The sequence below is a fragment of the Nocardia sp. NPDC058658 genome, from assembly GCF_042716665.1.
In the GTDB taxonomy this organism is placed as follows: domain Bacteria; phylum Actinomycetota; class Actinomycetes; order Mycobacteriales; family Mycobacteriaceae; genus Nocardia.
Genome location: NZ_JBHXRR010000022.1, coordinates 79,445 through 106,411, shown reverse-complemented (window position 1 = coordinate 106,411; position 26,967 = coordinate 79,445). Strand labels below are relative to the sequence as shown.

At 66.8% G+C, this 26,967-nt stretch carries 25 protein-coding genes and 1 tRNA gene; 15 read left to right on the top strand and 11 right to left on the bottom strand.

Going from position 1 to position 26,967, the window contains the following annotated elements; all coding sequences use genetic code 11:
* Nucleotides 1-132: 132 nt before the first annotated feature.
* Both ACFWUP_RS25185 and ACFWUP_RS25180 read right to left on the bottom strand, forming a co-directional pair.
* Nucleotides 133-573 (bottom strand): DUF4189 domain-containing protein, encoded by a 441-nt coding sequence (locus ACFWUP_RS25185; protein WP_379238281.1) that lies wholly within the window; start codon nucleotides 571-573, stop codon nucleotides 133-135.
* Between the two features lie 94 nt (nucleotides 574-667).
* Complete coding sequence (locus ACFWUP_RS25180; protein WP_379238279.1) at nucleotides 668-1,714, bottom strand: isopenicillin N synthase family dioxygenase; 1,047 nt, start codon at nucleotides 1,712-1,714, stop codon at nucleotides 668-670.
* Between the two features lie 144 nt (nucleotides 1,715-1,858).
* Here ACFWUP_RS25180 and ACFWUP_RS25175 point away from each other — a divergent pair, with 144 nt between their 5' ends.
* Nucleotides 1,859-3,031, top strand: a complete 1,173-nt coding sequence (locus ACFWUP_RS25175) for a nitrate ABC transporter substrate-binding protein (RefSeq protein ID WP_379238277.1) — start codon at nucleotides 1,859-1,861, stop codon at nucleotides 3,029-3,031.
* A 95-nt stretch (nucleotides 3,032-3,126) separates the two neighbouring features.
* Here the strand turns inward: ACFWUP_RS25175 and ACFWUP_RS25170 are convergent, their stop codons facing one another.
* The gene (locus tag ACFWUP_RS25170) at nucleotides 3,127-3,852 is read right to left on the bottom strand and encodes a maleylpyruvate isomerase family mycothiol-dependent enzyme (RefSeq protein ID WP_379238275.1); all 726 of its coding nucleotides are present in this window, start codon (nucleotides 3,850-3,852) and stop codon (nucleotides 3,127-3,129) included.
* A 144-nt stretch (nucleotides 3,853-3,996) separates the two neighbouring features.
* Nucleotides 3,997-4,392, bottom strand: a complete 396-nt coding sequence (locus ACFWUP_RS25165) for a RidA family protein (RefSeq protein WP_379238273.1) — start codon at nucleotides 4,390-4,392, stop codon at nucleotides 3,997-3,999.
* A gap of 85 nt (nucleotides 4,393-4,477) precedes the next feature.
* On the opposite strand from ACFWUP_RS25165, the gene ACFWUP_RS25160 reads away from it, so the two are divergent.
* Complete coding sequence (locus ACFWUP_RS25160; RefSeq protein ID WP_379238271.1) at nucleotides 4,478-6,055, top strand: esterase-like activity of phytase family protein; 1,578 nt, start codon at nucleotides 4,478-4,480, stop codon at nucleotides 6,053-6,055.
* On the opposite strand, the gene ACFWUP_RS25155 is transcribed toward ACFWUP_RS25160, so the two are convergent.
* On the bottom strand, nucleotides 6,042-6,722 hold the full coding sequence (locus ACFWUP_RS25155) for a DUF998 domain-containing protein (RefSeq protein WP_379238269.1): 681 nt from the start codon (nucleotides 6,720-6,722) through the stop codon (nucleotides 6,042-6,044). The genes ACFWUP_RS25160 and ACFWUP_RS25155 overlap by 14 nt on opposite strands.
* Before the next feature lie 140 nt (nucleotides 6,723-6,862).
* On the opposite strand from ACFWUP_RS25155, the gene ACFWUP_RS25150 reads away from it, so the two are divergent.
* Nucleotides 6,863-6,991 carry a hypothetical protein gene (locus ACFWUP_RS25150; protein ID WP_379238267.1) on the top strand — a complete coding sequence of 43 codons (129 nt, stop codon included), beginning with the start codon at nucleotides 6,863-6,865 and terminating at the stop codon, nucleotides 6,989-6,991.
* A gap of 11 nt (nucleotides 6,992-7,002) precedes the next feature.
* On the opposite strand, the gene ACFWUP_RS25145 is transcribed toward ACFWUP_RS25150, so the two are convergent.
* Both ACFWUP_RS25145 and ACFWUP_RS25140 read right to left on the bottom strand, forming a co-directional pair.
* Complete coding sequence (locus tag ACFWUP_RS25145; RefSeq protein WP_379238265.1) at nucleotides 7,003-7,410, bottom strand: very short patch repair endonuclease; 408 nt, start codon at nucleotides 7,408-7,410, stop codon at nucleotides 7,003-7,005.
* A gap of 89 nt (nucleotides 7,411-7,499) precedes the next feature.
* Nucleotides 7,500-8,633, bottom strand: coding sequence for a DNA cytosine methyltransferase (locus ACFWUP_RS25140; protein ID WP_379238306.1), 1,134 nt, complete (start codon nucleotides 8,631-8,633; stop codon nucleotides 7,500-7,502).
* A 399-nt stretch (nucleotides 8,634-9,032) separates the two neighbouring features.
* On the opposite strand from ACFWUP_RS25140, the gene ACFWUP_RS25135 reads away from it, so the two are divergent.
* The 3 genes from ACFWUP_RS25135 to ACFWUP_RS25125 are packed head-to-tail and all read left to right on the top strand — an operon-like array spanning nucleotide 9,033 to nucleotide 13,298.
* Complete coding sequence (locus ACFWUP_RS25135; protein WP_379238263.1) at nucleotides 9,033-10,781, top strand: ABC transporter ATP-binding protein; 1,749 nt, start codon at nucleotides 9,033-9,035, stop codon at nucleotides 10,779-10,781.
* Nucleotides 10,778-12,631 carry an ABC transporter ATP-binding protein gene (locus ACFWUP_RS25130; protein ID WP_379238261.1) on the top strand — a complete coding sequence of 618 codons (1,854 nt, stop codon included), beginning with the start codon at nucleotides 10,778-10,780 and terminating at the stop codon, nucleotides 12,629-12,631. The genes ACFWUP_RS25135 and ACFWUP_RS25130 overlap by 4 nt, the downstream gene beginning before the upstream one ends.
* A gap of 49 nt (nucleotides 12,632-12,680) precedes the next feature.
* A complete protein-coding gene (locus ACFWUP_RS25125; protein WP_379238259.1) occupies nucleotides 12,681-13,298 on the top strand; it encodes a putative glycolipid-binding domain-containing protein in 618 nt (205 codons plus the stop codon).
* Nucleotides 13,299-13,456: 158 nt separating this feature from the next.
* Here ACFWUP_RS25125 and ACFWUP_RS25120 read toward each other — a convergent pair whose 3' ends face one another.
* Nucleotides 13,457-14,404, bottom strand: a complete 948-nt coding sequence (locus ACFWUP_RS25120) for a prephenate dehydrogenase (protein ID WP_379238258.1) — start codon at nucleotides 14,402-14,404, stop codon at nucleotides 13,457-13,459.
* Between the two features lie 58 nt (nucleotides 14,405-14,462).
* On the opposite strand from ACFWUP_RS25120, the gene ACFWUP_RS25115 reads away from it, so the two are divergent.
* The 3 genes from ACFWUP_RS25115 (at nucleotide 14,463) to ACFWUP_RS25105 (ending at nucleotide 15,585) form a co-directional block, all read left to right on the top strand.
* Nucleotides 14,463-15,002 carry a tRNA adenosine deaminase-associated protein gene (locus tag ACFWUP_RS25115; protein ID WP_379238256.1) on the top strand — a complete coding sequence of 180 codons (540 nt, stop codon included), beginning with the start codon at nucleotides 14,463-14,465 and terminating at the stop codon, nucleotides 15,000-15,002.
* 11 nt (nucleotides 15,003-15,013) lie between these two features.
* Complete coding sequence (locus tag ACFWUP_RS25110) at nucleotides 15,014-15,448, top strand: nucleoside deaminase (RefSeq protein ID WP_378638685.1); 435 nt, start codon at nucleotides 15,014-15,016, stop codon at nucleotides 15,446-15,448.
* A 46-nt stretch (nucleotides 15,449-15,494) separates the two neighbouring features.
* Nucleotides 15,495-15,585, top strand: a tRNA-Ser gene (locus ACFWUP_RS25105).
* Nucleotides 15,586-15,601: 16 nt separating this feature from the next.
* Here the strand turns inward: ACFWUP_RS25105 and ACFWUP_RS25100 are convergent.
* Entirely contained in the window at nucleotides 15,602-16,570 is a 969-nt protein-coding gene (locus tag ACFWUP_RS25100; protein WP_379238254.1) for a GlxA family transcriptional regulator, read from the bottom strand.
* A gap of 70 nt (nucleotides 16,571-16,640) precedes the next feature.
* Between ACFWUP_RS25100 and ACFWUP_RS25095 the strand changes: the two genes are divergently transcribed.
* On the top strand, nucleotides 16,641-16,769 hold the full coding sequence (locus tag ACFWUP_RS25095) for a hypothetical protein (protein WP_379238252.1): 129 nt from the start codon (nucleotides 16,641-16,643) through the stop codon (nucleotides 16,767-16,769).
* A gap of 100 nt (nucleotides 16,770-16,869) precedes the next feature.
* The gene (locus ACFWUP_RS25090) at nucleotides 16,870-17,118 is read left to right on the top strand and encodes a hypothetical protein (RefSeq protein WP_379238250.1); all 249 of its coding nucleotides are present in this window, start codon (nucleotides 16,870-16,872) and stop codon (nucleotides 17,116-17,118) included.
* A 33-nt stretch (nucleotides 17,119-17,151) separates the two neighbouring features.
* Here ACFWUP_RS25090 and ACFWUP_RS25085 read toward each other — a convergent pair whose 3' ends face one another.
* Together ACFWUP_RS25085 and ACFWUP_RS25080 are read right to left on the bottom strand one after the other, a co-directional pair.
* A complete protein-coding gene (locus ACFWUP_RS25085; protein WP_379238248.1) occupies nucleotides 17,152-19,440 on the bottom strand; it encodes an MMPL family transporter in 2,289 nt (762 codons plus the stop codon).
* Between the two features lie 170 nt (nucleotides 19,441-19,610).
* The gene (locus tag ACFWUP_RS25080; protein WP_379238246.1) at nucleotides 19,611-21,908 is read right to left on the bottom strand and encodes an MMPL family transporter; all 2,298 of its coding nucleotides are present in this window, start codon (nucleotides 21,906-21,908) and stop codon (nucleotides 19,611-19,613) included.
* Between the two features lie 198 nt (nucleotides 21,909-22,106).
* Between ACFWUP_RS25080 and ACFWUP_RS25075 the strand changes: the two genes are divergently transcribed.
* From ACFWUP_RS25075 to ACFWUP_RS25060, 4 genes are all read left to right on the top strand, one after another.
* Nucleotides 22,107-22,700 carry a TetR/AcrR family transcriptional regulator gene (locus tag ACFWUP_RS25075; RefSeq protein ID WP_379238244.1) on the top strand — a complete coding sequence of 198 codons (594 nt, stop codon included), beginning with the start codon at nucleotides 22,107-22,109 and terminating at the stop codon, nucleotides 22,698-22,700.
* A gap of 9 nt (nucleotides 22,701-22,709) precedes the next feature.
* Entirely contained in the window at nucleotides 22,710-23,186 is a 477-nt protein-coding gene (locus ACFWUP_RS25070) for an RrF2 family transcriptional regulator (protein ID WP_379238242.1), read from the top strand.
* Nucleotides 23,187-23,270: 84 nt separating this feature from the next.
* Nucleotides 23,271-25,004, top strand: coding sequence for an ABC transporter ATP-binding protein (locus tag ACFWUP_RS25065; RefSeq protein ID WP_379238240.1), 1,734 nt, complete (start codon nucleotides 23,271-23,273; stop codon nucleotides 25,002-25,004).
* The gene (locus tag ACFWUP_RS25060) at nucleotides 25,001-26,908 is read left to right on the top strand and encodes an ABC transporter ATP-binding protein (RefSeq protein WP_379238238.1); all 1,908 of its coding nucleotides are present in this window, start codon (nucleotides 25,001-25,003) and stop codon (nucleotides 26,906-26,908) included. The genes ACFWUP_RS25065 and ACFWUP_RS25060 overlap by 4 nt, the downstream gene beginning before the upstream one ends.
* Nucleotides 26,909-26,967 lie beyond the last annotated feature (59 nt).

Genomic DNA, 26,967 nt, shown 5'->3' with positions numbered 1-26,967 from the left:
CACAACACCACCCCCCACCACCCCCCTCACCAAAAAGTACAACACTCCGTTCCTCCCTACAAGGGGTTTGGGTGTCCGCCCCCCCGCCCCCCACACCCCCCGCCCCCCCCCCTCTTGGCGGCCCCCCGCTTCTCATTCGATGGGTTGTTCGGATGCGAAGGATTCGATGGCGCCGATGCCGAGGGCGGCATCCTGGCAGACCGAGTTGATCACCCGTGGTCGGGGGCCCGAGTTGACGCCGACGGCGTTCGCCGCGGCTACGCCACGGGTGGTGTCCCTGGCCCACGACCAGTTCCCGTTCCTCGCCTTGGCGGCGGCGGCGCAGTAGCCGTTGACGACGTTGACGTAGGCCTCGCAGTCGAGCTCGTCGCAGGCCCTTTCCGCGGCCCGCTCGGCATCGCGTTGGCTCGAGTAGTTCCACGACGCGCCGGTCGCGCCGGTCCGCTGCGAAATGGCGATCGAGGCGTAGAGGGTCGAGTCGGCCGACGCTGGGGCGGCGGTGACGGTCGCTCCGATACCAGCGAGGGTGGCGGCGGAGATCAGCTGGAAGCCAAGTGCAGCACAGGATTTCATGCTGTTGATGATTGGCCGGGTCGGTTGCGGAATCCTTGGCGGCGGCTATCGGCCGCCGCCGACTTCTTGGGCGGCAGGGGCGGATTCGGTGGGATCAGGTCGGATTGGCGGCCAGGACTCTGGCGGTTTCGCGGGCTGTGGGGGCGGGGGTGGCCAGGCCTTTGAGGCCTGCGACTTTGGCGTTGATGTTGTCGGCGACGGTGATCGGGGGGTAGCCCTGTTCGCCGGGGGCGAGGGTGCCGGGGAGGGCTTGGATTATCGCGTCGTGGTTGCCGTCGAAGAAGAAGGCGGCCGAGCGGCGGCGGCGGATGTGGCCGTCGATGATCGGGGGGTCGACGCGGTGCAGGGTCGACATCCAGCGGTCGTTGGTCCAGCGGGCCATCGCGTCGCCGAGGTTGATGAGCAGGGCGTCTTCGGCGGGCTCCACGTTGTGCCAGTGGCCGTGTTTGTCGAGCACTTGCAGGCCGGGGACGCGGTCGGCCCACAGGATGGTGAGGATGCCGAAGTCGGTGTGCGCGCCCATGCCGGTCATGTCGCCGTCGAGGCGCAGTTCGCCTTCGGGGAGGGCGTAGTTGTTCATCTTCAGTGCGTCGATGGAATGGTCGGTGAGGGTGTCGAAGTAGTCGGCGGGCAGGTTCAGGGCTGCGGTGAAGGCGCGCAGCAGGATTCGGGACAACCGCTGTGCGTGGGCGAAGTAGGTGTCGATCGCGGGGCGGAAACCGGGGGCGGCATCGGGCCAGTTGTTGGCGGCATAGGACGTCGCGGGTAGGTCGAGGCCGGGGAAGTCGGCGGACTGGGTGCCGACGATGAAGGCCTCGTAGAAGTCGTTCATCTGGTTCGCCGTCGGCAGACCGAGACTCAGGCTCAGTGCTTCCGAACGCGGCGGCGAGTAGCCGCGGTTCTCCGAGGTCGAGCGCCGGTAGCGCTTCTTGACCTCCAACGGCAGCGCGAAGAACTCGTCGAGCGCGTCGGTGAGGCCGGTGAGCACCGCGTCGGGGATGCCGTGGCCGACGATCTGGATGAAGCCGACCTCGCGGCACGCGGCATCGATCTCGGCGGCGACGGCCGCGCGACCGGATTCGTCGGCATCGGTCAGGAACGGGGTGATGTCGATGGTGGGGACGGTGAACGGTGGAGTCATCCCATCACGGTCCATTGCATGTATTGCCTCCGTATTACCGAATCGAAGGAAGAACAGACATGTAGTGAAGACGTAACGGCCGCGAAACTGCCCGGACGTTGCATGTAGACGTCGCGGGAATGCCGCGACGGCGAGGAGATCGACATGCAAAACCACCGTAGGCGCGCTGCTACCTCGGGAGCAGTGCTACTGGCCGCACTGCTCGCCGTTGTCGGTTGCGGCTCCGATACCGCGGACCAGGGTGGCGCAGCCGCCGCCCTCGAACCCGCGGCGCCCGCACAGACTCTGCGCGGGGTGTGTCCGGACACGGTCACCATCCAGCTGCAGTGGCAGCCGCAGTCCGACCAGGGCGGGCTGTTCCAGCTGCTCGGTCCCGGGTACCGGGTGGACGAGGAGACCAAGTCGGTCGAGGGGCCGCTGGTGGCCGGCGGCAAGGACACCGGTGTGCGGTTGCAGTTGCGCGCGGGTGGGCCCGCGATCGGGTTCCAGTCGGTGCCGTCGCGGATGTATGTCGACGACGCGGTCACGCTCGGGGTGGTGCACGGAGAGCAGGTGATCGCGGCGGGCGCGGCCAAGCCGGTCGTTGGGGTGACGCCGTTGCTGAAATACAGTCCCTCCATTCTGATGTGGGATCCGGCGACTCATCCGGACTGGAAGTCGATCGCCGATATCGGTCGTTCGGATGCGCCCGTTGTGGTGTCGAAGGAGCAGATCTTCCCGCAGTGGCTGGTGGCCAAGGGTCTGTTGAAGCAGTCGCAGATCGACACCGGATACGACGGCGCCCCAGCACGTTTCGTCGCCGATCCCACGATCGCCCAGCAGGGTTTCGCCAGCGCGGAACCGTATGTCTACGAGCACGAGGCCCGTGCTTGGAAGAAGCCCGTCGCCTACGACCTGATCAAGAACTCCGGCTTCGATGCCTACCCCTCGAATCTCTCCGTGCGGGCCGACAAGATCGACGGGCTGGCACCGTGTCTGGCCAAGTTGGTGCCGATCGTGCAGCAGGCGGGCGCCGACTTCGCCGCGGCACCGGCCGATGCCAATGCGAAGGTCGTCGATGTCGTTTCTCGCACACCGGCATTCAATCCGTACCCCGCGGGTCAGGCGGAGTTCGCCGCGAAGCAGCTCGTCGATCTCGGCCTGTTGGCGAACGAGGCCGACGGCTCCTTCGGCACCTATGACCAGGCCCGCACGCAGCGCAACCTCGAAGACCTGCGGCCGATTCTGGATGCGGGCGGCAGGGCTGTTCCGCCGACATTGACCGCAGCTGAGATCTTCACCAACCGATTCTCCGACCCGAAGATCGGCATTCGCTGAACTGTGTTCGGGCGGAAGTCCTTTCGTAAGCCCTAGGCCTGGCTCATCGGCTCGTCCTGTCGGCAGGGCGAGCCGGGAGAGTTACTCCGCCGGTACTACTTCCAGGCCGGGAGCGGCGGTAGGGGACCGGTCAGATCGCTGCCCGAGGTGCGGCCGACCAGCCAACCGAGGAGGGCCCAGGAGGGGCCGAGGACGGTGTGGTGGGGTCGGCCCGGGCCGATGGTGGCGATGAAATCTGTGTCGGTGGATTGGATGTCGAAAGTGGGGGTGGCGTCGGGGTGGAGTTTGGTGGAGAGGTCGGTGATGGTTTCGGGGAGTAAGCGGGCGACGAAAGGTGCCGGCCAGTCGGCGGGGGTGTAGCCGATGTCGAGATCCACGTGGTGGATCTCGGTCTCGCGCAGCCGCATCCAGGGAATCTGATCGGCGGTGAGAGTGCCGCCCTGGCGATTGCGAACCTCGGCCTGCCACTCCGCGGCGGGCATGGTGGTGGCGACGGCCTGCCAGCGATGCGCGGTGGCGGTGAAGTCCGCGTGCTGCACGGTGAGCGGCCGAGGCGCCCCCGCCTCGATATCGGCATCCCGCACCTCGACATTCGGATACTGCGGCAACTCGACCCCCGTGCGAGCCCACAGCAGCAGATTCAGCAGGCTGTCGGCATTGCGCGACAGATGCGCCAGCACATGCCCGCGAGTCCACCCCGGTAACAGGGACGGTTCAGCCAATGCCGCATCGGTGAGCGTCCCGATCGCGGTATCGAGGCACGCGGTCGAGGTGGCGACCTGATCGAGCAGGTCGGTCGGAGTTGCCGTTTCGCTGGTCACAGATCCGACAGTAATCCTCCGCTCCCGCCGCCCCGCGACAAACGACGACGTCGAAATTGCCCTGTGGATAACTCCGAACCTGTGGATAACTGGGGATATTTCGGCCGTCGACCCCGGCGAGCGGGCGTCGGCACATGTGACGATTCAGCCAGCGATGATCGCGTCCGCCTCGATCTCCACCAGCAGATCGGGGGCGATCAACGCGGTGACCTCGTACATCGAGGCCGCGGGGCGGATCGTGCCGAACACCTCGGCATGGGCGGCCGCGACTTCGGGCCAGCGGGCGATATCGGTGACGAACATGCGCGTACGAACCACGTCGCGCAGGCTCGCACCGGCCTGCTCGAGCGCGGTGGCGATACGGGCCAGGACCTCACGGGTCTGGGCACCGATGTCGTCGCCGCCGACAGCGCCACCGCCGGCGACAGCGGCCGTGGTGCCACTGACGACGACCTGGTTGCCGACCCGCACGGCCCGCGAATACCCGACGACATCTTCGAAATCGGAGGCTGAGGAAATGTTCACCCGAGTTGTGGTCACGATTGCCAGAATGGTCCACCGCGTGGTGGATGACAATTCATTTGCCGGTCGTCTGCCGGTCGGCTCGCGCCGGTATGCATGGCGGGTGAACGCACGTCCAGGTCTACGCCTCTTTCCTCTTACCGCTGCTCTGTGCGCTGCCGCCGTTGTGGCGGGCTGCTCGCCGGATCCCGATGCCCGCTTCACCGCGGGTAAGGATCAGCCGTTGGTGATCTCGCTCGACGAACTGCTGGACAAAGCGGGCGCGAGCGCGGCGCTCGGGGTCGATCTCGAGCCTGAGCACGGCAATGTCACACGCCGTGCCGACGGTGCCTACGTCTACACGCCGAGCGCCGGGTACACCGGGCTCGACCAGTTCACCGTTACCACCACCGATGCGGTTCGCCTCTACACCACCGACATTCCGGTGCTCGGCGAGTTCGGCGGGGCCACCGTGCAGGGCAGTGGGTTCGGTTCGGCGTGGACTCCGGTGCCGGGTAGTGCGGACGAGTTCTATGGGCTCACCGATCGTGGGCCCAATGTGGACGGGCCTGCGAAGAACGAGAAGATCTCGCCGACACCGGGTTTCGTGCCCAAGATCGGCCGGTTCGAGTTGGTCGACAACAAGGCTGTGCTGCAGTCGAGCATCGAGCTGCGCAGTAAGTCGGGTGTGCCGTTCAACGGGCAGGTCGACATCTCGGCGAGCACCGGGGAGACCATCAAGGATCTGCAGGGCAATGTCTTGCCGCCCACCGATCACGGTATCGATCCCGAGGGGCTGGTCGCGCTGGCCGACGGCACCTTCTGGGTCTCCGACGAATACGGCCCGTTCCTGGTGCATTTCGATGCCAAGGGGACTGAGATCGAGCGGCTCGCGCCCGGTAGCGGCCTGCCGAAGGAGATCGCTTTACGCACCCCGAACCAGGGCATGGAAGGGCTCACCATCACGCCCGACGGCAGCACCCTGGTCGGCGTGGTGCAGAGCGCGCTCAACACTCCGGGCCTGAGCGGTTCGGCCAAGGAGGTGCCGTTCGCGCGGATCGTGACCGTCGATCTGAAGACCAAGGCGCAGAAGGAATTCCTGTACCCGCTGGAGAACCCGAAGCAGTCCAAGGTCGCGGTCTCGGAGATCACCGCGCTCAGCGCCACCACCTTCCTGGTCGACGAGCGCGACGGCAACCTCGCACCCAAGTCGGACAAGAAGATCTGGACCATCGACATCGCGGGTGCGACCGATGTCGGCCCGCAGTCGACGGTGCCCGGCGCGACCTATGACGCCGAGAAGGGTGGCCTGCTGATCGACGGCAAGCCGCTGGAAACCCTGATCGGCGTCACCCCGACCGCCGACGCCGTCGCCGCACTGACCAAGGCGGGCGTCACCCCCGTCGCCAAGAAGAGCAACCTCGACTTGTCCGCGCTGGTCGTCGCGCTCGACGAGAAGGGCAGGTTCTTCGGCCACGACAAGATCGAAGGTATCGCCACCCTGGACGGCGGCAAGATCATCTACATCGCCAACGACAGCGACTTCGGTCTTGCGGCGAGCCAAGGCGAGGTGCCGCCGTTCGGCTTGAAGCCCAAGACGCTGCCCGACGGTACCCAGGACACCGGCGAGATCCTCGCGGTCGACACCACCAAGCTGCCCGCGAAGCTGGACGGCTACACCGTGAAGATCACCGTCGAGTAGTCGGCTCGCGCGCCTCGACCAGCACCGCAGCGGCCAGCGCGAGCAGCCAGACCGACATCGCGGAAACCTGGATGCGCTGGGCGATGCCGAGTGCGTAGGAGCCGGAGAGGTTGTCGGCGACCATCATCCAGATGGTTGCCGCCGACCCGATCGCCAATACCGCGACGCCGAACTCGCGCAGAATCCGCCAGCGGTGATAGCGGTAGGCGGCGACGCTGAACGCGAACGCGGCCACCGCGATCGAGGTGACGGCGAGTGTGCTGGTCAGCGCGTGAGGTTGGTGTAGCTGGGGGAACAGCCCGCTGCCGCACTCCTCGGCAGCCGGGTCGCAATCGCTCAGCGGAAACATGGTGTCGGCGATGGTGGACGCGCCGAAACACAGCAGCGCGATCCAGCCGATCGTGGTCAACCGGCGGCGCGGAAAGACGAACAGTCCGCCGAGCGCCGCCGGGATCAGTAGGAAGCCGACCACCTTGTCGGCGGTCGCGAACACCTCGCGGTAGGGCTTGCCCTCGGCGTCGAGTTCGCTGAGGAAGGAGTTGACCGGGTCGGTGTCGATCGGCAGCACGAATTCCAGCAGCCAGGACGAATAGCACAGGCCGGCGACGGCTGTCGCGAGAGCGATCAGCAACGAGTAGCCACGGGTGTGCCGTGCGGATTCGGTCACATCGACCATTGTGCTCGGCAGGTCCGGCCAGCACGGATAAGGCGCGGCGAGTGCTCGGACGTGGTTTCATTCCTGGCACGCACAGGTTGCTGTCAGGTTCACCGGGCAGGGTGGGTGGCAACCAAACGGAAAGGTCTCAGATGAGCTATGTGATCGCGCTGGCAAGCTTCGCCACGATCCTCGCGCTGACCGTGTCCGGTTTCGTCGCGGTGGACGCGTCGCGTGCGCGGGTGCGGGTTCGTGCCGAGAACACTCCGCGTCGTCGCTGAGTAACCCCGGGTCAGGGCTGGGAACGCGCGCGCACCAGTGAGCCGATCTGCTCGGCCGCCGCGTGTGGATCTTCGTGCTCCCACACCCGAACCACCTGCCAGCCCGCCGCGGTCAACGCGGCATCGGTAGCCCGGTCACGGGCCACATTCCCGGCCAATTTGTCGGCCCACCACTGCGCGTTGTTCTTGGGGTCGGTCGCGTGGTCAGGGCAGCGATGCCAGAAGCATCCGTCGACGTAGATCGCGATCCGCAGTCGGGGAAACACCACATCCGCGCGTCGGCGCTGGCCCTTGATGGGTGGGCGGTCGACGAAATAGCGCAGGCCCGCGCGGTGTAATTCGCGGCGAAGGGCCAGCTCAGGGCCGGTATTCGCGCGGCGTTGTTTGGACATGCGTGCGCTCGTCGCCGAGTCGGTCACGAGTTTTCGCGCGGTCGATGACGAAGTCCGCGGCGGCGGGCCCTGTGTGGATGTCGGCTCGGGCAACGCACCCCCACCGCGCCGCGCGCTCATGCCGCCCAGCCGCCCATGCGGTCGAGGTGGTCGCGGACGTCGTCGAGGAAGCCGGGCGGGAAGCGGAGGTTCCCCATCGACGTGCGGCGCAGGAATCCGGCGGTGGCGCGGGGGGAGAGCAGGCGGGGTTCGGTGAGGAAGTTCTTCAGGTCCTCGTAGGGCTCGTGGACCGGCCAGGTCGACAGCGGAACCCGGTGCACCACACCAGCATGCCCCCAGGCGGCGCTCGGCCACGGTTGGCCCGCGGTGATCGGCTCGCCGAGGGTGAGCGGGTCCGACGGTGCGGCCAGCCGTTCGCCGACCCAGTTCGCCATCCGCACGCTCACCGCGTTGCCCACCAGTTTCCAGCGGTGACCGTGGCGCACGCCCGGCACGTCGAGGGCGGGGGCCGTCCAGTCGGCGTCGAAGCCCTGTAATCGCTCACCGTCGACGATGCCCGGCGTCACGATCTCGCCCGCGGGCAGTCGCACGGCGGGCGGACTGGCGATGCCGAGACCGGAACCTCCCTTGAGGGTGGGCACCGCGTTCACCGCCCAGCCGAGGCCTCGCACGCCCTCGGTCCAGTAGAAGCCGCACGGATCGCAGTCCGGATCGCCGTAATCGCGCGGGCCCGCGTCGTCGCCGAAGAGCACCTGACGTGGGTCCTCGGTGCGTGAAGCCAGCATCAGCACGCGCTGACGCCGCTGGGGTAAGCCGAACGCGCGTCCGTCGACGACCCGGTAAGCCCACGTGTATCCGAGTTCCTCCAGCGCTTCGGTGATGTGGCGCATGGCCGCACCGCGCCCGAGCTGGAGCATGAACGGCACGTTCTCGATCAACAACCACCGCGGACCGCGCTGCCTGCGCACCAGCCGGAACACCTCGTCCACGAGCCCCGATCGGCGACCGGTGATGCCTGCGGTGCGTCCGGCTTGCGAAAGGTCCTGGCAGGGAAAACCCGCCGCGACCAGCTCGGTACGGGCGGGCAGGGAGCGCAACCGGGTGATGTCGCCGTGCAGATCGGTGTCGGGGAACCGCGCGGCGAGCACGCCCTGGGCGCCGGGGTCGATCTCGCACAACAACTCCGACGACCAGCCGTGCCTGCTCAGGCCGAGTTCGAGCCCGCCGATCCCGGCGAACAACCCGACCATCCGCATGCAGGACCCCTGTGTCTGTGGAACGCCGACGCGCTCGAGTTCGCGGCCCTGATCGGCCGCTGCTCAGCGCTGGTGATAGCTCACGCTTGCGCCGCATTGTATCGGGCGGCCGAACAGCGACCAGGTCTCGAGTCCGCTGGGATCCGAGTGGGCCACCGGCTCGAGCGAGCCGGTTCGGTCGGAAAATCGGTGGCCGGGGGAGGGGCTGCTCTGGGACGCTTGATGGACCGAACTTGTCGGACCCTGGTGCGAACATCACTGGGCGTCCGTTTCCGGAAAACCAACCAGCCGACCGGGCACCAAGGGGGAGTTTTGTCTGTCACATCAGAGCTGGCGACCGCCGAATCGGAGGCCGACAGATCGGAGCGGCCAGCGCCGCGGTCGAGTGGGGGAATGCGATCGCTGCGGCGGTTTCTGCCCTTTCTCCGGCCGTATCGAACGCCGCTGCTGCTGGCCAACGCGCTGGCGATCCTCATGGCGAGCACCGCGATCGCGATTCCGCTCGTCATCGCGCGGGTGATCGACGGGCCGATCGCGCGGCGGGATTTCGTCGGTCTGCTGGTGCCGGTCGCACTGATCTTCCTGCTCGGCTCACTCGAATCGTTCGGCATGTGGGGCAGGCGATGGCTGGTGTCCAAGCCCTCGACCATGTTCGAGATCACCATGCGCGCCAAGCTTTTCACGAAGCTGCAGGCGCTCTCGATCGGACGCCACGACGGTTGGCAGTCGGGTCAGCTGCTCTCCCGCGCCATCGACGACATGTCGGTGATGCGGCGGTTCGTCGCGTTCGCGGGCCCGTTCCTGATCGTCAACGGGGTGATCATGCCGACGGGGCTGATCGTGCTGTTCGCGATGAATTGGCAAGTGGGACTGATCTTCACGGTGACCTCGCTGCCGCTGACGGTGTTCTGCGCGCGATTCGTGCGCCGATTCGAAGGGGCCTCGCGGCGTTCGCAGGACCAGTCCGGTGACCTGGCCACCATCGCCCAGGAATCGGCGCAGGGTGTGCGGGTGCTCAAGGCGCTGGGGCGCGGCCGGTTCTTCGGTGCGCGATTCACGGCGCTGTCCCGCGAGTTACAGCGCACCGAGATGGTGAAGGTGCGCCTGGATGCGACGCTGTGGGCGGCGCTGGTGACCCTGCCGACCTTGTCGATCGCGGTGTCGCTCGGAGTGGGTGGCTACTCGGTGGTGCACGGGACGATGACGATGGGCACGCTCGTCGCGAGCATCACCCTCGCGACGTTCCTGCAGTGGCCGATCATCTGGCTCGGCTTCCTGCTGTCGGAGCTGTTCGAGGCACGCACCGCGGCCGATCGCTACTGGGAGATCATCGACACCCCACTCGACATCGCCGACCCACCGCACCCGGCGGAGCTACCCGCCGCGCTGCACGGGGAACTGGTCATCGACCGTGTCCGCTTCGCCTACCCGCGATCGGATGACGGGCCGGAAAAGGCGGTGCTGGAAGAGATTTCGCTGCGGATTCGGCCGGGCGAGACGGTTGCGCTCGTCGGCGCTACGGGCAGCGGTAAGACCGCGTTGCTCGAACTGATTCCCCGGCTCTACGACGTCAGCGCGGGCAGCATCACCATCGACGGCGTCGACATCGCCACCCTGCGATTGGCCGAGCTGCGCCGGGTGGTGACGGTGGCCTTCGAGGAACCGGTGCTGTTCTCGGCCAGCGTGCGCGAGAACGTGGCACTGGGGGACCCGAACGCCACCGACGCCGACGTGCGCCAGGCGCTCGACATCGCGCAGGCGAGCGAGTTCGTCGACGCGCTGCCGTGGGGGCTCGACACCCGCATCGGCGAGCAGGGCATGAGTCTGTCCGGTGGACAGCGTCAGCGGCTGGCCCTGGCCAGGGCCGTGCTCACCGGTGACACCGAAGCGCACGGCCGGATCATGGTCCTCGACGATCCGCTCTCCGCACTGGACGTGGAAACCGAAGAGCGCGTGCAGGATCGGCTGCGCGCGGTGCTCTCCGGGGCGACCACCCTGTTGGTCGCGCACCGGCCGTCCACCGCCGCGCTGGCCGACCGTGTTGCCCTGCTCGCCGACGGGCGCATCGTCGCCGAGGGCAGCCACGAGAAATTGCTGCGCACGAGCAGGCACTACCGCGAACTGATGGGAGGTGAAGCATGAGCACCGAGACCACGGAAAAGGCGGTGCCGGAGGAGAAGTCCGATCTGGCGGCGGACTGGCGCGGCATCGCCAAGGAGGACGATACCGTCACCGGAACCGGAAACCTGGTGCTGGCCGGGCGATCCCGGCGCTTGCTCCTCGACCTGGTGCGGCCCTACCGCAAGCAGGCGATTCTCACCTTCGTCCTGATCCTGCTCGACAACGCGGCCAAGGTATCGCTGCCGCTGTTCATCGCCTACGGGCTCGACCACGGCATCGACCAAGGCCGACAAGGCAATTGGGCGCCGATGATCGCGACCGTCGCCGGTTTCGTCGCGGTGACATTGCTGTCGGGGCTCACCACGTTCGCGTTCCTGCGGGCCTCCGGGACGCTGAGTCAGCGGGTGCTGTTCGACCTGCGGGTGCGTGCGTTCGGGCACACGCAGCGGTTGAGCGTGTCGTTCCACGAGAAGTACACCTCGGGCAAGGTCGTCACCCGGCTCACCAGCGATATCGAAGCACTGCAGGAGCTGCTCGAAGGCGCGCTGAATCAGGCGCTGAGCGCGGTGATCTCGGTGGTGACCATCGCGGCGCTGCTGATCTGGCTCGACCCGCTGCTCGCCTCGATCGTGCTGATCGGGTTCGTGCCGCTGGTGCTGGTCACTCGGTGGGCGCAGCGGCGTCAGCGGGCGGGGTACCGGCGCACGCGCGGTGCCATCTCGCGCGTGGTCGTGCAGTTCGTCGAATCGATGAGCGGCATGCGGGCGGTGCAGGCATTCCGGCGCGAGCACCGCAACGAGGAGGTCCTCGGGGTCGAGGATTCGGCGTACCAGAAGGCGACCACCACGGCGGTCCGCGGCATGGGCGACTACGTGGGGCTGTCCAATTTCATCGGCAAGCTGACCACGGTGATCGTGCTGCTGGTCGGGGCATGGCAGGTGATGGAGGGCAATCTCGCGATCGGTGTGCTCGCCGCGTACCTGCTCTACCTCGACCAGTTCTACGGTCCGCTCGACGAACTCGCGCAGGTGTTCAACTCCTACCAGTCGGCCGCGGCCGCGTTGGAGAAGATCTCCGGCGTGCTCGAGGAGGAACCGGCCGTCGCCGAGCCCGAACAGCCGGTCGTCCTCGAGCGGGCGAGCGGTGCGGTGCGGATGGACAAGGTTTGGTTCGGCTACAACGCCGCCGAGGTGCTGCCGGAATTCGACCTGGAGATTCCGGCCGGGCAGGTGGTGGCGCTCGTCGGTGCCACCGGTGCGGGCAAGTCCACGCTGGCGAAACTGCTCACCCGGTTCTACGACCCGAGCGGTGGCGTCATCACGCTCGACGGTGTGGATTTGCGCCACCTCGCCGATACCGAGTTGCGCAGGCACGTCGTGATGATCACGCAGGAGGCGTACCTGTTCTCCGGCACGATCGCCGACAACATCCGGCTCGGCAGGCCCGACGCGACCGATGCCGAGGTCGCCGCGGCCGCGCGTGCGGTGGGGTTGGACGTGTTCGTCGCGGGACTCCCGGATGGCTACGCCACCGATGTGCGAACGCGTGGCGGCAGGCTTTCGGCGGGGCAGCGTCAGCTGGTGGCGTTCGCGCGGGTGTTCCTGGCCGATCCGGCCGTGATCGTGCTCGACGAGGCCACCTCCAGCCTGGATATCCCCGGTGAGCGGCTGGTTCAGCACGCGCTGGAGACCCTGCTGCGCGACCGCACGGCCGTGATCATCGCGCACCGGCTGTCCACCGTGGCCATAGCCGACCGGGTGCTGGTGCTCGACGGTGGCCGGATCGTGGAAGACGGTTCACCCACCGAGCTGATCGCGGGCCAGGGCCGCTTCGCCGGATTGCACGCCGCATGGCGGGATTCGCTGGTGTGATGCGCCCGTGTTGTGCAGCCGTGGGGCTGGTGTCGCTTACCGTAGAGAGGTGACGACCCCAGCCCCGGGCCCGGCCGACGGCCCCACCGAGATCAAACCGGCCTCCCGGTGGCCTTCGGTGCTCACCTGGCGTGCCCACGACAACACCCGCATGGAATCGGTGCGGGTGACGGTGAACGGCAATCGGATCAGGGCCGCGGGCCGATTGATCGGCAGCGCGAGCGACGAGCACCCGGCGTTCAGCGCGTCGTATGACCTGGTCACCGACGAAGCGGGGGCCACCCGGCGACTGTCGCTGCGAACCACCACCGCGGCCGGTGAACGCCACGCCTCGATCTCGCGCGACGAGGAGAACTACTGGCTCGTCGACGCGGGCGGCACCCACGTGCGCTCCACCTTCGCCGGTGCACTCGACGTCGACGTGGTGCTGAGCCCGTTCTTCAACACCCTGCCGATCCGCCGCTTCGGCCTCCAGAACGCCGTCGGCGATGTGCAGGTACCGGTCGTCTACGTGCGATTGCCCGACCTGCTGGTGCAGGAAGCCGAACTCACCTATTCGAGCGCGGCCGACGGCATCAACGTCCTCTCGCCCGTCTCGAGCGCCACCCTGACGGTCGATCCGGAAGGTTTCGTCCTCGATTACCCGGGGCTTGCCGAGCGAGCCTGACACCACAGTGCTTCGCGGACAGCGGCGCACGCATAGCAGTGCCGTGGTCGCTGCGAGCGTGACCGGATCGCCTGTGTGCGGTTGTCCGCGCCGACCAGGCCAAACGGTGGGCAATCGAGGTCGGTCGATCGCGTCATCGAACACGGCCCGCGAGCGAGTTAGATCGCGCGCAGTACTCCGCCGTCGCGGCCTGCGCGACGCAGTTCGCCGAGCCAGTCGCCGGTGCCTGGCTCGATGCCGGTGATATCCCAGGTCGTGCGGTTGTCGTAGGCGGTGCGGCCCTGGAAACCCGTCTCGACAAGGTCGCCGAGAGTGCCGTCCGCGCGCAGGGCGTCGCGGGCAGTGACCAGTGTCTCGATGGCCTCGTCGAGCACCCGTTCCAGTGCGGTCGCGTTCGGTTCGCAGATGGCGCGAACGAGGTCCGGCGCGGTGCCCGCGACACGGGTTCCGTCGCGGAACGAACCCGCCGCCAGGCCGAGCGACAACTTCCCGCCGGCGGCTCCCGAGGCGGCCAGCCCTTCGGCCAGCACATGCGGCAGATGTGAGATCCGCGCGACGGCCTGATCGTGTTCTTCGGCGACGACCGGAACCACCACCGACCCGCAGTCCAACGCCAATCGCACCACCCGCGACCACGGTTCGACCTGCGTGCCCTCATCCACTCCCACGGCCCATACGGCACCTTGGAATAGCTCCGAATCGGTTGCGGCCCAACCGGATTGGGACGTGCCTGCCATCGGATGCCCACCCACGTACAGCCCCTCGAGCCCATGCTTGCGCACTGCGCCCAGCACCGGCCCCTTCACGCTCACCACATCGGTCAGCGGGCATCCGGGCGCGAGCGCGGCGATGTCGGACAGCAGGGAGTCGACCGCGGGCATCGGCACCGCGATCACCAGCAGCGCATCCACCTCGGCCGCCCGACGCAACACCGCGGACAGGTCGCCGGACACATCGAAACCGTCCGCACACGCCGCCGAAACCCCGGATGCGGAGCGGTTGTACCCGAACGCCGCATACCCCGACGCGACGGCGGCGCGCAGCAATGAACCGCCGATCAGGCCCGTCCCGAGCACGCAAACAGCCCCACGCTGGTCGATGTTCATGCGAACAGATTGGCACACGAGTTCATCATTAGGGGTGGGACAGACTACCGTTTGGTCCATGGCAGCACAGCGCTCGGGCACGAACAGGGCGACGTCGGATGACGACTTCGACGTCGAAGGGTTCGCAGTGGCCGTGGTCCGCGAAGAAGGCACGTGGCGGGTCAGCCCGCTGAGCAACGACGCGCTGCACGATCTGTCGGCCGCCGAGACCGAACTGAAGAGTTTGCGCAGCTCAGGTGCGGTGTTCGGGTTGATCGACGTCGACGACGAGTTCTTCGTCGTGTTGCGTCCCGCGCCGAGCGGCACCCGCCTGCTCGTCTCCGACGCCACCGCGGCGATCGACTACGACATCGCCGCCGACGTCCTCGACGCGCTCAATGTCGAGATCCCCGACATCGACCCCGACGACCTCGACGACGTCGAACCGTGGGAAGAAGGCGACCTCGGTGTCCTGGCCGACCTCGGCCTGCCCGAACCGGTCCTCAGCGTGATCATCGCCGAAACCGACCTCTACCCCGACGAGCAGCTCGGCATGATCGCCCAGCGCCTCGGTTTCGCCGACGAATTCGCCGCGGTCCTGGACAAATTGCCCAGGTGACCGAAGAAGACATGATGCGCGCCGCGCTAGCGGCCGCAGCCGACGCCGACCCGCGCGATGTGCCGGTCGGCGCCGTCGTCTTCGACGCACAGGGCCGCGAACTGGCCCGCGCCACCAACGCCAGAGAAGCCCTCGGCGACCCCACCGCGCACGCCGAAGTCCTCGCCTTACGCGCGGCCGCCGCAGTCCACGGCGACGGCTGGCGACTCGAAGGCGCGACCCTCGCCGTCACCCTCGAACCCTGCACGATGTGTGCGGGCGCCCTGGTTCTGGCGCGAATCGGCAAGGTCGTCTTCGGTGCATGGGAACCCAAAACCGGCGCCGTCGGCTCCCTCTGGGACGTCGTCCGCGACCGCCGCCTCAACCACCGCCCCGAAGTTCGCGGCGGCATCCTCGAACCGGACTGCGTGGCCCTGCTCGACACCTTCTTCAAAAACCAACGCTGACCAGCCGATTTAACAATCCCCGGACCCGTCCGGTACCGTAGTCGGCGGTGGCGTGTCCGAGCGGCCTAAGGAGCACGCCTCGAAAGCGTGTGAGGGGTAACCCCCCTCCGAGGGTTCAAATCCCTCCGCCACCGCCAAGAGCCCCTCACTTGTTCACGCAGGTGAGGGGCTTTTTCTTGTCTGGAAGGTGCGGCGGTAGGCCGAGGGGGAGGTGTGGACTGCCTTCGCGAAATGGTGACGGAAGGTGACCGGGGTGGCGAAGCCCGCGGCGGTCGCGATTTCCTCGATGGGGGCATCGCCGGTTTCGAGCATGACCAAGGCTGCCTGGATTCGTTGGGCGATGAGCCATTTGCTCGGGGTCGAGCCGGTTTCGCGGGTGAAATGGCGCAGGTAGGTGCGGGGGGACAGGCCTGCTACGCGGGCCAGGTCCGGGATGCCGATCGGGTCGGCGAGGTGTTCGAGGGCCCAGGAGAGGCTGCGGGCGATGGGGGCGTCGAGGGGATCGGGGGGAATCGGGGACTCGATGTATTGGGCTTGGCCGCCGGTGCGGTGGGGTTGGATGACGAGTCGGCGGGCGACGGAATTGGCGACGGATGCGCCCAGGTCGTTGCGGACCAGGTGGAGAGCTAGGTCGAGGCCGGCGGCGCAACCTGCGCTGGTGAGGATGTCGCCTTCGTCGGTGTAGAGGGGTTCGGGATCGACCTCGACCAGGGGGAAGCGCTCGCGCAGCAGGTCGGCGTAGCGCCAGTGGGTGGTGGCTCGACGGCCGTCGAGCAGGCCTGCGGCGGCGAGGGCGAAAGCGCCAGAGCAGATCGAGACGATCCGGGAGCCGTTGCTGTGCGCCTGCCGAAGCGCGTCGATCAGTTCCGGCGAGGTCGGCGCGCGGGGGTCGGCGACGCTCGGGACCACGACCGTGTCGGCAGCAGCGAACTCCGCGAGACCGTACGGGGTGGTCATGGTCGCGCCGCCGATCACCCGGATGGGGGCGGGGGTTTCGGTGCAGATCTTCAGCTCGTACCAGGGCTGGTCGATATCGGGCCAGGTCAGGCCGAAAACCTCGATGATGATGCCGGTTTCGAATGCCGTCATCCCGTCGTACGCCAACACGGAGACCGAACTCATGTCTAAATCTTAGCGGTAGTAGTCATCTACGCCACTTCTCCCGATGGCGCGGAAGTCAGACCATAGAGATATGTTGAAGCAACTGAAGGACTTCGCCATCGGAATCCACGCCGCCAACGCGATCAGGCACGGCATCCGCCCGCCTGCCGCCGCTCGGCCCGAATGCGGCAAGGCTCGATGCGCGAGGAAGACCGGCTAGCGAACGAGAACTGTTGTCGGGTATTCACCTCGTCCGACCTGCGGTGTATTCCTCGCGTAATAGACTGGGTTACACCGATATCCGGGAAGGAACGATGATTATGCGCGGGCGACAGCCGCCACCCGCGAAGTCCGGGATCGGGCTCGGGGGAAAACTTCTGGTTCTCGTTGTGCTCGGCTGGGTCGCCGTCGGGCTGCTCGCCGCGGGCCAGCGGCACCACTTCGCTCAACTTCCGCGCGAATGCTCGGACTGGGCGACCATCGCGGTCACCGCCGCGGCGGGGCCTGCGAACTACGTCGGGCTCAATCCGCGCGTCACCGAATGCCAAGTGCCGCAACCGAGTCAGTAGCCGGGGAACCCGAAGGCTCCCCGGCCGTCGGACTCAGCCTTGCGGTGGCGCGATCCTGCGCCGCTCGGCCTGGATCTCCTGCAGTCGCGTGCCCTCGACATCGATATCGGGCACGATCCGATCCAGCCACTTGGGCATCCACCACGCCCACTTGCCCAGCAGCACAAGCAGAGCCGGGATGAGCACCATCCGGACAACGAACGCGTCCAAGGCCACGCCCGCGGCCAGCGCGAAGCCCATGGACTTGGCGGTGGGATCGGATTCCAGCAGGAACGAACCGAACACCGAGATCATGATGATCGCCGCCGAGGTCACCACGCGCGCACCGTGGTGATAGCCCTTGATCACGGCCTGGGTGGGGTCGGCGCCGTGCACGTATTCCTCGCGCATGCGCGTCACCAGGAACACCTGGTAGTCCATGGCGAGCCCGAATACCAAGCCGATCAACATGATCGGTAGGAAGCTGACCAGCGGATGTGGGTCGTCGATCAGCCCGAGCTTGCCCTCCTGGAAGATCAGCACGGTCGCGCCGAAGGTGGCCGCCATCGACAGCAGGAAGCCGAGTGCGGCGGTGAGCGGGACGAGGATCGAGCGGAACACCAGGATCAGCAAGATGAACGCGGCACCGGCCACGATCGCCATGTACGGCACGATCTTGCTCAGCAGCACATGGTCGATATCGGCGTAGATCGCCGTGGTGCCGGTGATGCCGTACGTCATCTTGTACTGCTCGTTCAACGAGGATTCCGCATCACGCGCAGACTGCACGAGGTCTTTGGTCGACTGCGCGTTCGGTCCGGTCTTCGGGATGCCGTTGATCAGAGCGCCCGCACCGTCTTCGCTCATCTGCGCTTCGGTGACCAGGTCCATATCGGGATAGGACTTCAGCTGTTCGCGCAACGCGTTCAGCGCGGCGGGCCGCTGGTCGGGTGGGGTGTCGCTGAGGTCGACGGCCACCTGCAGCACGCCGTTGCTGCCCTCGCCGAAACCCTCGGTGCGCAGGTCGTAGGCCTTACGGACGGTGGTCGACTTGGGCAGACTGTCCTCGCCGGGCAGACCGAGGTTCAGGTTCAGCGCCGGTGCGGCGAGCAGACCGAGCACCGCGATCGCCAGGATCATCGTGATCGCGGGGAACTTGGCGATCACCCTGGCGACCCGGGTGCCGTTGGTGACGACGTTGTCGTCCTCGGGATCGTGCTGGGCGATCAGCGGCAGCTTCGGCTTGAACAGGTACTTGCCGAAGGCGCCGAGCAGCGCGGGCATCAGGGTGATGGCGGTGAGCACGGCGAACGCGGCCGCGACGGCACCACCCAGACCCATGAAGGTCAGGAACCTGACACCGACGATGCTCAGCCCGACCAGCGCGATGATCACGGTGAGCCCGGCGAACACGACCGCCGAACCCGCCGTGCCCAGCGCGGTACCGGCGGCTTCCTCGGCCGAATCCTGCACGTGCAGTTCGTGTTTGTAGCGGGAGACGATGAACAGCGCGTAGTCGATCGAGAGCGCGATGCCGATCATCGACGCCAGGAACGTCGTGAAACTCGGCACCGACACGAACGACGTGGACAGGAAGATCAACGACGTCGCGGCACCGAGGCCGACGATCGCGGTGATGATCGGCACGAACGCGGCGACGATCGCGCCGAACGCCACGATCATCACCACCAGCGCCACGGCCATGCCGATCAGCTCGGCCTTGCCGCTCGGCATCTCCTGTTCCATCGCGATGGTGCCGCTGATCTCGACCGTCAGCCCGGCCGCGCGCGCGGAATCGCCTGCCTTGTAGGCGGCCTCGCGGTTCTCGGCGGTGACGTCGGCGAACTCTTTGATGGTGAACGGAACGCTGAAGAAGGCGACGGTGTCGGGCGCGGTCTTGTTCAGCACGTTCAGGGGCGCGCCGCTGCACGTCGACGGATCGGGTTGCGCTGTGAGACAGCCCATTTGCTCGGTGGCGGTGATCGGATCCTCGATCGGCTTCGTATCGTCGACGATGTCGAGCCGGCCGATCTGCTCGATCAGCCCGGTGAGCGCCGCGCGGTTGGCCGGGTCGGTGAGCTTCTGCCCGGCGGGCGCGCCGACGACATACGTGCCGGTCACCGCGTCGAACGCGAAGGCCGCCGACATGCCGGGGAAGTGCTTGTCGAGGATGTCGGTGGCGCGTTCGGAGGGCAGGTTCGGCATGGAGAAGTCGTCGGTCATCGGCTTCTGCAGGGAGGCGCCGAGGCCGCCGAGGATCACGAACAACAGCAACCAGACGGGCAGCACGATCCATTTGCGGCGGAAGGCCAGCTTGCCCCACCGGTACAGGTAGATGGACACGGTTGTTCTCCTCGAGGATCGGTGCGTGGCGCGGATCTTCCGGTCGAACTAACCCTTGAGTCTGCTGCCCAGCAACCCTGATATCAAGCACCGGTCCAGCACAGATGTGGAAAACAACACGACCCCGCAATCCGGTAGCGGACTGCGGGGTCGTGCGGGTGTGGAACGGATCAGCTGACCGAAACCGGCTGCTTCACCATCGTCACGGCGTTCTGGTTGCGCAGCTCCTCGAGCTTGGCACCCTCGACGTCGATATCGGGCACGATGCGGTCGAGCCACTTCGGCATCCACCACGACCACTTGCCCATGATCACCAGCAGCGCGGGCACGATGATCATGCGGACGATGAACGCGTCGATCGCCACACCGGCGGCCAGCGCGAAACCGAACGACTTCGCGGTGACGTCGGTTTCCATGATGAAGGAACCGAACACCGAGATCATGATGATCGCGGCCGAGGTCACCACGCGGGCACCGTGGTGGTAACCCGACACCATCGCGTCCTTGGGCGACTTACCGTGCACGAATTCCTCGCGCATGCGGGTCACCAGGAACACCTGGTAGTCCATCGCCAAGCCGAACACCAAGCCGATCAACATGATCGGCAGGAAGCTGACCAGCGGTTGTGGATCGGAGATCAGGCCGAACGCGCCCTCCTGGAAGATCAACACGGTCGCACCGAAGGTGGCCGCCATCGACAACAGGAAGCCGAGCGCCGCGGTGAGCGGAACCAGAATCGAGCGGAACACCAGGATCAGCAGCACGAACGCGGCACCGGCCACGATCGCCAGGTACGGCACGATCTTGCTGAGCAGCACATGGTCGACATCGGCGTAGATGGCGGTGGTGCCGGTGATGCCGTACTGCATGCCGTACTGCGCGGCCAGATCGGCTTCCGCGCCGCGGGCGTCGGCGACCAGTTCCTTGGTGTCCTGGTTGTTCGGACCGGACTTGGGGACACCGTTGAGCATGGCGCCCTGCTTGTCCTCGCTCCACTGCGGCTCGGTGACGTAGTCCATGCCGTCGTAGGAGGCCAGCTTGTCGCGCAGCGCGGTGACCGCGGCGTCACGCTCGCCCTCGGGGGTCGCGGACAGGTCGGCGACGACCATGAGCACACCGTTGCTGCCTTCGCCGAAACCTTCGGTCCGCAGGTCGTAGGCCTTACGGATGGTCGAGGTCTTCGGCATGCTGTCGTCACCGGGCAGGCCAAGGTTCAGACCGGCGGCGGGCGCGGCGAGCGCACCGAGCACGACCACCGACAGGATCAGCGCGACCCATGGTGCCTTGGCGATCAGCTTGGCGAAACGCTGACCGTTGGTCACCGAGGAGTCGTCGTCGGGGTCGTGCTGGGCGACGAGCGGCAGCTTCGGCTTGAACAGCGCCTTGCCGAAGGCACCCATCAGCGCGGGCATCAGGGTGATGGCGGTGAGCACGGCGAACGCGGCGGCGATGGCGCCACCCAGACCCATGAAGGTCAGGAACTCCACGCCGACGATGCCGAGCGCGCCGAGCGCGATGATCACGGTGAGCCCGGCGAACACCACGGCCGAACCGGCGGTGCCGAGCGCGGTACCGGCGGCTTCCTCGGCCGAATCTCGCACGGCCAGTTCGTGTTTGTACCGGGAGACGATGAACAGCGCGTAGTCGATCGACAGCGCGATACCGATCATCGAGGCAAGGAAGGTGGTGAAGCTCGGAACTTCCATGACCGAGGTACCGAGCATGATCACCGAGGTCGCCGCGCCGAGGCCGACGATGGCGGTGACGATCGGCACGACCGCGGCGACGATGGCACCGAATGCCACCACCATCACGATCAGCGCGACCGCCATACCGATCAGCTCGGACTTGCCGCTCGGCTGTTCCTGCTTCATCGCGATCGAGCCACTGAGTTCGACGGTGAGACCGGCGTTGCGGGCTTCCTCGCCGATGTCGAAAGCGGCGTCGCGGTTGGCGTCGGTCACGTCGGTGATGGTCTTGATCGTGAACGGGACGCTGAGCACGCCGACGGTGTCGGGTGCGGTCGCGTTCAGCACGTTGAGCGGCGCCGAGGAGCACTTCGACGGGTCAGGGTTGCTCAGGCAGCCCATCTGGTCGGTGAGCTCGATCGGGCTGGTCAGCTTCTGCTCGGGGTCGACGATGTCGAGGGTGCCGAGCTTGGCGACGAACGCGTCGATCGCCGCGCGGTTGGCCGGGTCGGTGAGCTTCTGGCCCTCCGGCGCGCCGATCACATAGGTGCCGGTGACGGCATCCATGGAGAACTGCTGGGACATGCCGGGGAAGTGCTTGTCGAGGATCTCGTTGGCGCGGGCCGACGGCAGTTCGGGCATGCTGAAGTCGTTGGACATCGGCTTGGCCAAGGTGGCGCCGAGGCCGCCGAGGATCACGAACAGCAGTAGCCAGACCGGCAACACGATCCATTTGCGGCGGAAAGCGAACTTTCCCCATCTGTACAGGTATACGGACACGCGGGTGCTCCTAGCGCGAAGAACGGGTGGGATAAGGGCTCGTAGACAGCACATACGGGCCACCCCTCGGGCCCGCCTCCACAACATCGTTTTCTGCCTACCGTGCGGTAGGTAGACTACCGAGAGAGTAAGTGGAGGAGCAACCTCAATTTTGGGGGCGCCGAATCCGTCACACTGAATCATGGGAGGATTGGCGCCATGCCCGCCCGAGACATCGCCGACACCGTCACCGCAGGTGGGGGCACCAAACAGGCGATCCGCGACGCCGCGGTCGCACTTTTCGCCGCCAAAGGATTCGAGCAGACGAGCCTGCGCGAAGTCGCGGATGTGGTGGGAATCACCAAGGCATCGCTCTACTACCACTACGCGTCGAAGCTCGATCTGCTCCTCGCGATCATCGATCCGATCATCGATCACATGCGCGACATCGTCGAGGACATCGACGCCGTCCCCTATGACGACGAGGGGATCCGCGCCGTCCTGCGCACCTATCTGCGCGGCATGATCCGCCACCGCGACGCAGGCGCGTTGTGCGTGCGCGACACCGCGGCCATCGTCAACGCCATCACCGACCGCTATCCCGATCTGATGGAACCCACCCGTGAGCTGCGGCTGTGGCTGGCCGGACCCGAACCGACCCAGGCCTCGACGCTGCGTGCCGCCGCGGCCATCGAGGTGCTCGGGGTGGCGCTGTTGTCGTCGGAGCTGGTACCGGGCGCCACCGACGAAGTGGTCGAGAAAACCCTCCTCGACGCGGCAACCTGCGTGCTCACTGCATGCGGGACCGCGTAGGTTCGACACGTGCATATCACCGCCCGAGTCGATTACGCGGTGCGAACGCTGCTCGAGCTCGCCGCGGCCGATGGCGTCGTCAAGTCCGAGGTCATCGCCGCCGCCGCGCAGATCCCGCCGAAAGTCCTCGAAACGGTGCTGGCCGAACTGCGTCGCGCCGAGCTCGTGCTGAGCAGGCGCGGGCCCGACGGTGGGTATCGCCTCGGTCGGCCCGCCACGGAGATCTCGGTGGCCGATGTGATCCGCGCGGTGGAATCGCCGCTGGCTTCGGTGCGCGGGCAGCGGCCGGAGGATGTGCGTTATCCCGGTGCGGCGGAACCGTTGCAGCAGGTGTGGATCGCGCTGCGAGTGAACATCCGGGCGGTTCTGGAGAACGTTTCGATCGCCGATATCGCGGCCGACCGACTGCCCGGTTTCATCGGTGAACTGGTCGCTGACCCGGGCGCATGGGCGCGTCGCGAGCCGCGCACACCGGCCGGGGCCTGAGTTATCCACAGGCTTCGATTTATCCACAGGGTGGGTAAAACCGCGGGGCAGCGGTGACCTGCGCGAGGTAGCCTTCGATCCATCATGTTGATCACCCTGCTGAGGACCTACCTCACCCCCTACCGGCCGCAATTGGCGGCTGTGCTGGTCCTCCAGCTGATCTCGGTTATCGCGATGCTCTACCTGCCGAGCCTCAATGCCGACCTGATCGACGACGGTGTCACCAAGGGCGATATCGGATTCATCTGGACCACCGGCCTGTGGATGCTCGCGGTGAGTTGCGTGCAGATCGTGGCCTCGGCGGCGTCGGTGTACTTCGGCGCGCAGGCGGCGATGGGTGCGGGGCGGGATATGCGCGGTGGGGTGCTGCACCGGGTGGAGACGTTCTCGGCGAGGGAGGTCGGGATGTTCGGCGCTCCGTCGCTGATCACCCGCTCCACCAACGACATCCAGCAGGTCCAGCTGCTCATCGTGATGTCGGTGACGATTCTGGTGATGGCGCCGATCATGTGCGTCGGCGGCGTCATCATGGCGCTGCGCGAAGATCTGGGGCTGTCGTGGTTGCTGCTGATCGCGGTGCCTGCCCTTGCTCTCGCGATGGGCACGATCGTGGCCAGGATGGTGCCGGGGTTCCGGCAGATGCAGGAGCGCATCGACGGGGTCAACCGGGTGTTGCGCGAGCAGATCACCGGCATCCGGGTGGTGCGCGCGTTCGTGCGGGAGCGCCAGGAGATCTGGCGCTTCGGGATGGCCAACACCTCGCTCACCGACGCGTCGCTGCGCGTGGGCAAGCTGATGGCGCTGATGTTCCCGACCGTGATGTTGATCAGCAATCTGACCGCCGTCGGGGTGATCTGGTTCGGCGGGCACCATGTGGACAACGGCACGATGCAGATCGGCTCGCTCACCGCGATGCTGTCCTACGTCATGCAGATCCTGATGGCCGTCATGATGGCCTCGTTCCTGGCGATGATGGCACCGCGTGCCGCGGTATCCGCCGATCGGATCGGGGCGGTGCTCGAGACCGAGTCCTCGGTGCGCCCGCCCCGGCTGCCGCAACCCTTCAAGAGTGATCCGGCCACGGTCGATATGCAGTTCGCGGAATTCGCCTACCCCGGCGCGGAGAAACCGGTGCTGCGCGGCATCCGGTTCACGGCCACGCCCGGCACCACCACCGCCGTGGTCGGTTCGACCGGCTCGGGCAAGACCACGTTGATCAATCTGATCCCGCGGCTGATCGACGTCACCGATGGTGCGGTCTACGTCGGCGGCACCGATGTGCGCCACCTCGACCTCGAATCGCTGCGTAACGGAATCGGATTGGTGCCGCAGAAGGCGTACCTGTTCTCGGGAACCATCGCCACCAACCTGCGCTACGGCAAACCCGACGCCACCGACGACGAACTCTGGCACGCGCTCGAGGTCGCCCAGGCGGCCGATTTCGTGCGCGAGATGCCGCAGGGTCTCGACACCCCGGTGGCCCAGGGTGGCACCACGGTGTCCGGCGGTCAGCGCCAACGTCTGTGCATCGCCCGCGCGCTGGTGCGGCAGCCGCGCGTCTTCCTTTTCGACGACTCGTTCTCCGCGCTCGACGTGGCCACCGACGCCCGGCTGCGTGCCGCGCTGAAGCCGGAAACGGCCGATGCGTCGGTGATCATCGTGGCCCAGCGGATCCAGACCATTCGCGACGCCGACCAGATCGTCGTCCTCGAGGACGGCGCGATGGTCGGAATCGGAACCCATGACCACTTGATGCAGCGCTGCTCGGAGTACCGCGAGATCGTCGAGTCCCAGCTGAGCGCGGAGGAAGCCCGATGAGGCCAGGTGGACCCGTTCCCGGAGCACCGGGAACGAAGGCCAAGTCGTTCAAACCGTCGCTGAAGCGACTGCTGAGCAGACTGGCTCCCGAGAAGTTCACCGTCGGCGTGATCGTGGCGCTGGTGATCACCTCGGTCGTGCTGAACACGCTCGGCCCGTGGTTGCTCGGCAAGGCGACGAACCTGGTGTTCGACGGCTTCGTCGGCAAACAGCTCGAACCCAGTCGCACCAAGGATCAGACCGTCGAACTGCTGCGCAGCCAGGGCGAGAACACCCGCGCCGACATGCTCTCGGCGATGAACGTGATCCCCGGAACCGGCATCGACTTCGACGCGGTCGGTCGCGTGCTGATGCTGGTGCTGGTGCTGTATGTGGCTGCCTCGCTGTTCGGCTGGCTGCAGGGCTACCTGCTCAATATCGTGATCAACCGGACCGTGAAGCGCCTGCGCGACGAAGTGGAACAGAAGCTGCACCGGTTGCCGCTGCGCTACTTCGACACCGCACCGCGCGGTGACGTGCTCAGCCGCGTCACCAATGACGTCGACAATGTCTCGCAGAGCCTGCAGCAGACGATGAGCCAGCTGCTGGTCTCGCTGTTCACCGTGGTCGGCATCCTGATCATGATGTTCTGGATCTCGCCGCTGCTGGCGCTGATCGCGCTGCTCACTGTGCCCGCCGCGATCGTGGTCACCGCGCAGATCGCCAAGCGATCCAAGCCGCACTTCGTCAACCAGTGGAAATTCACCGGTGAGGTGAACTCCTCGGTGGAGGAGGCCTACACCGGCCACGAGATCATCACCGCGTTCGGTCGTGGTCGTGAGGTCGGCGAGGAGTTCGACAAGCGCAACAACAAGCTCTACGACGCGAGCTTCAAGGCGCAGTTCATCTCCGGCCTGATCATGCCGGCGATCATGTTCCTCGGGAACGTGAACTTCGTGTTCATCGCGCTGGTCGGCGGGCTGCGGGTGGCCACCGGCAATCTCTCGCTCGGCGATGTGCAGGCGTTCATCCAGTACTCGCGCCAGTTCAGCCAGCCGCTCACCCAGATCGGCGCGATGGCGAACCTGCTGCAGTCCGGCGTGGCCTCGGCGGAACGGATCTTCGAGATCCTCGACGCCGAGGAGCAGAGCCCCGATCCGGTGGTGGAGAACCAGCGGCCGGTCGATCGCGGGCGGGTGGAATTCGAGGCGGTGTCGTTCGGCTACGACCCGGAAACGCCGGTCATCGAACGGCTTTCGCTGGTCGCCGATCCCGGGCACGTGGTCGCGATCGTCGGACCTACCGGCGCCGGCAAGACCACACTGGTGAACCTGCTGATGCGCTTCTACGAACTCGACGCGGGCACCATCGCGATCGACGACGTCGACATCACCACCATCACCCGCGACCACCTGCGCTCCCGGATCGGTATGGTGCTGCAGGACACCTGGCTGTTCAAGGGCACCATCCGCGAGAACATCGCCTACGGCAATCCCTCCGCGTCCGAGGAAGACATCCTCGCCGCCGCGCGCGCTGCCTATGTCGACCGATTCGTGCACTCGCTGCCCGACGGCTACGACACGGTCATCGACGAAGAGGGTGGCGGGGTGAGCGCGGGCGAGAAGCAGTTGATCACGATCGCGCGCGCGTTCCTGGCCAAGCCGTCGATCCTGATCCTGGACGAGGCGACCAGCTCGGTCGACACCCGCACCGAGTCGCTGGTCCAGCACGCCACCGCGGCCCTGCGTCGCGATCGCACCAGTTTCGTGATCGCGCATCGGCTTTCGACGATTCGGGACGCCGACCTCATCGTGGTGATGGACAAGGGCCGGATCGTCGAGCACGGGACGCACGAACGGCTGCTCGCCGAGCGCGGGGCGTACTACAACCTGTACAACGCCCAGTTCGCGGCTGTATCCAATTGAGCGCTGGCGCGCTCGAGTTCGCGGCCCCTTGTGTCCCGTACCCGCCGCTTGGCGGCGGA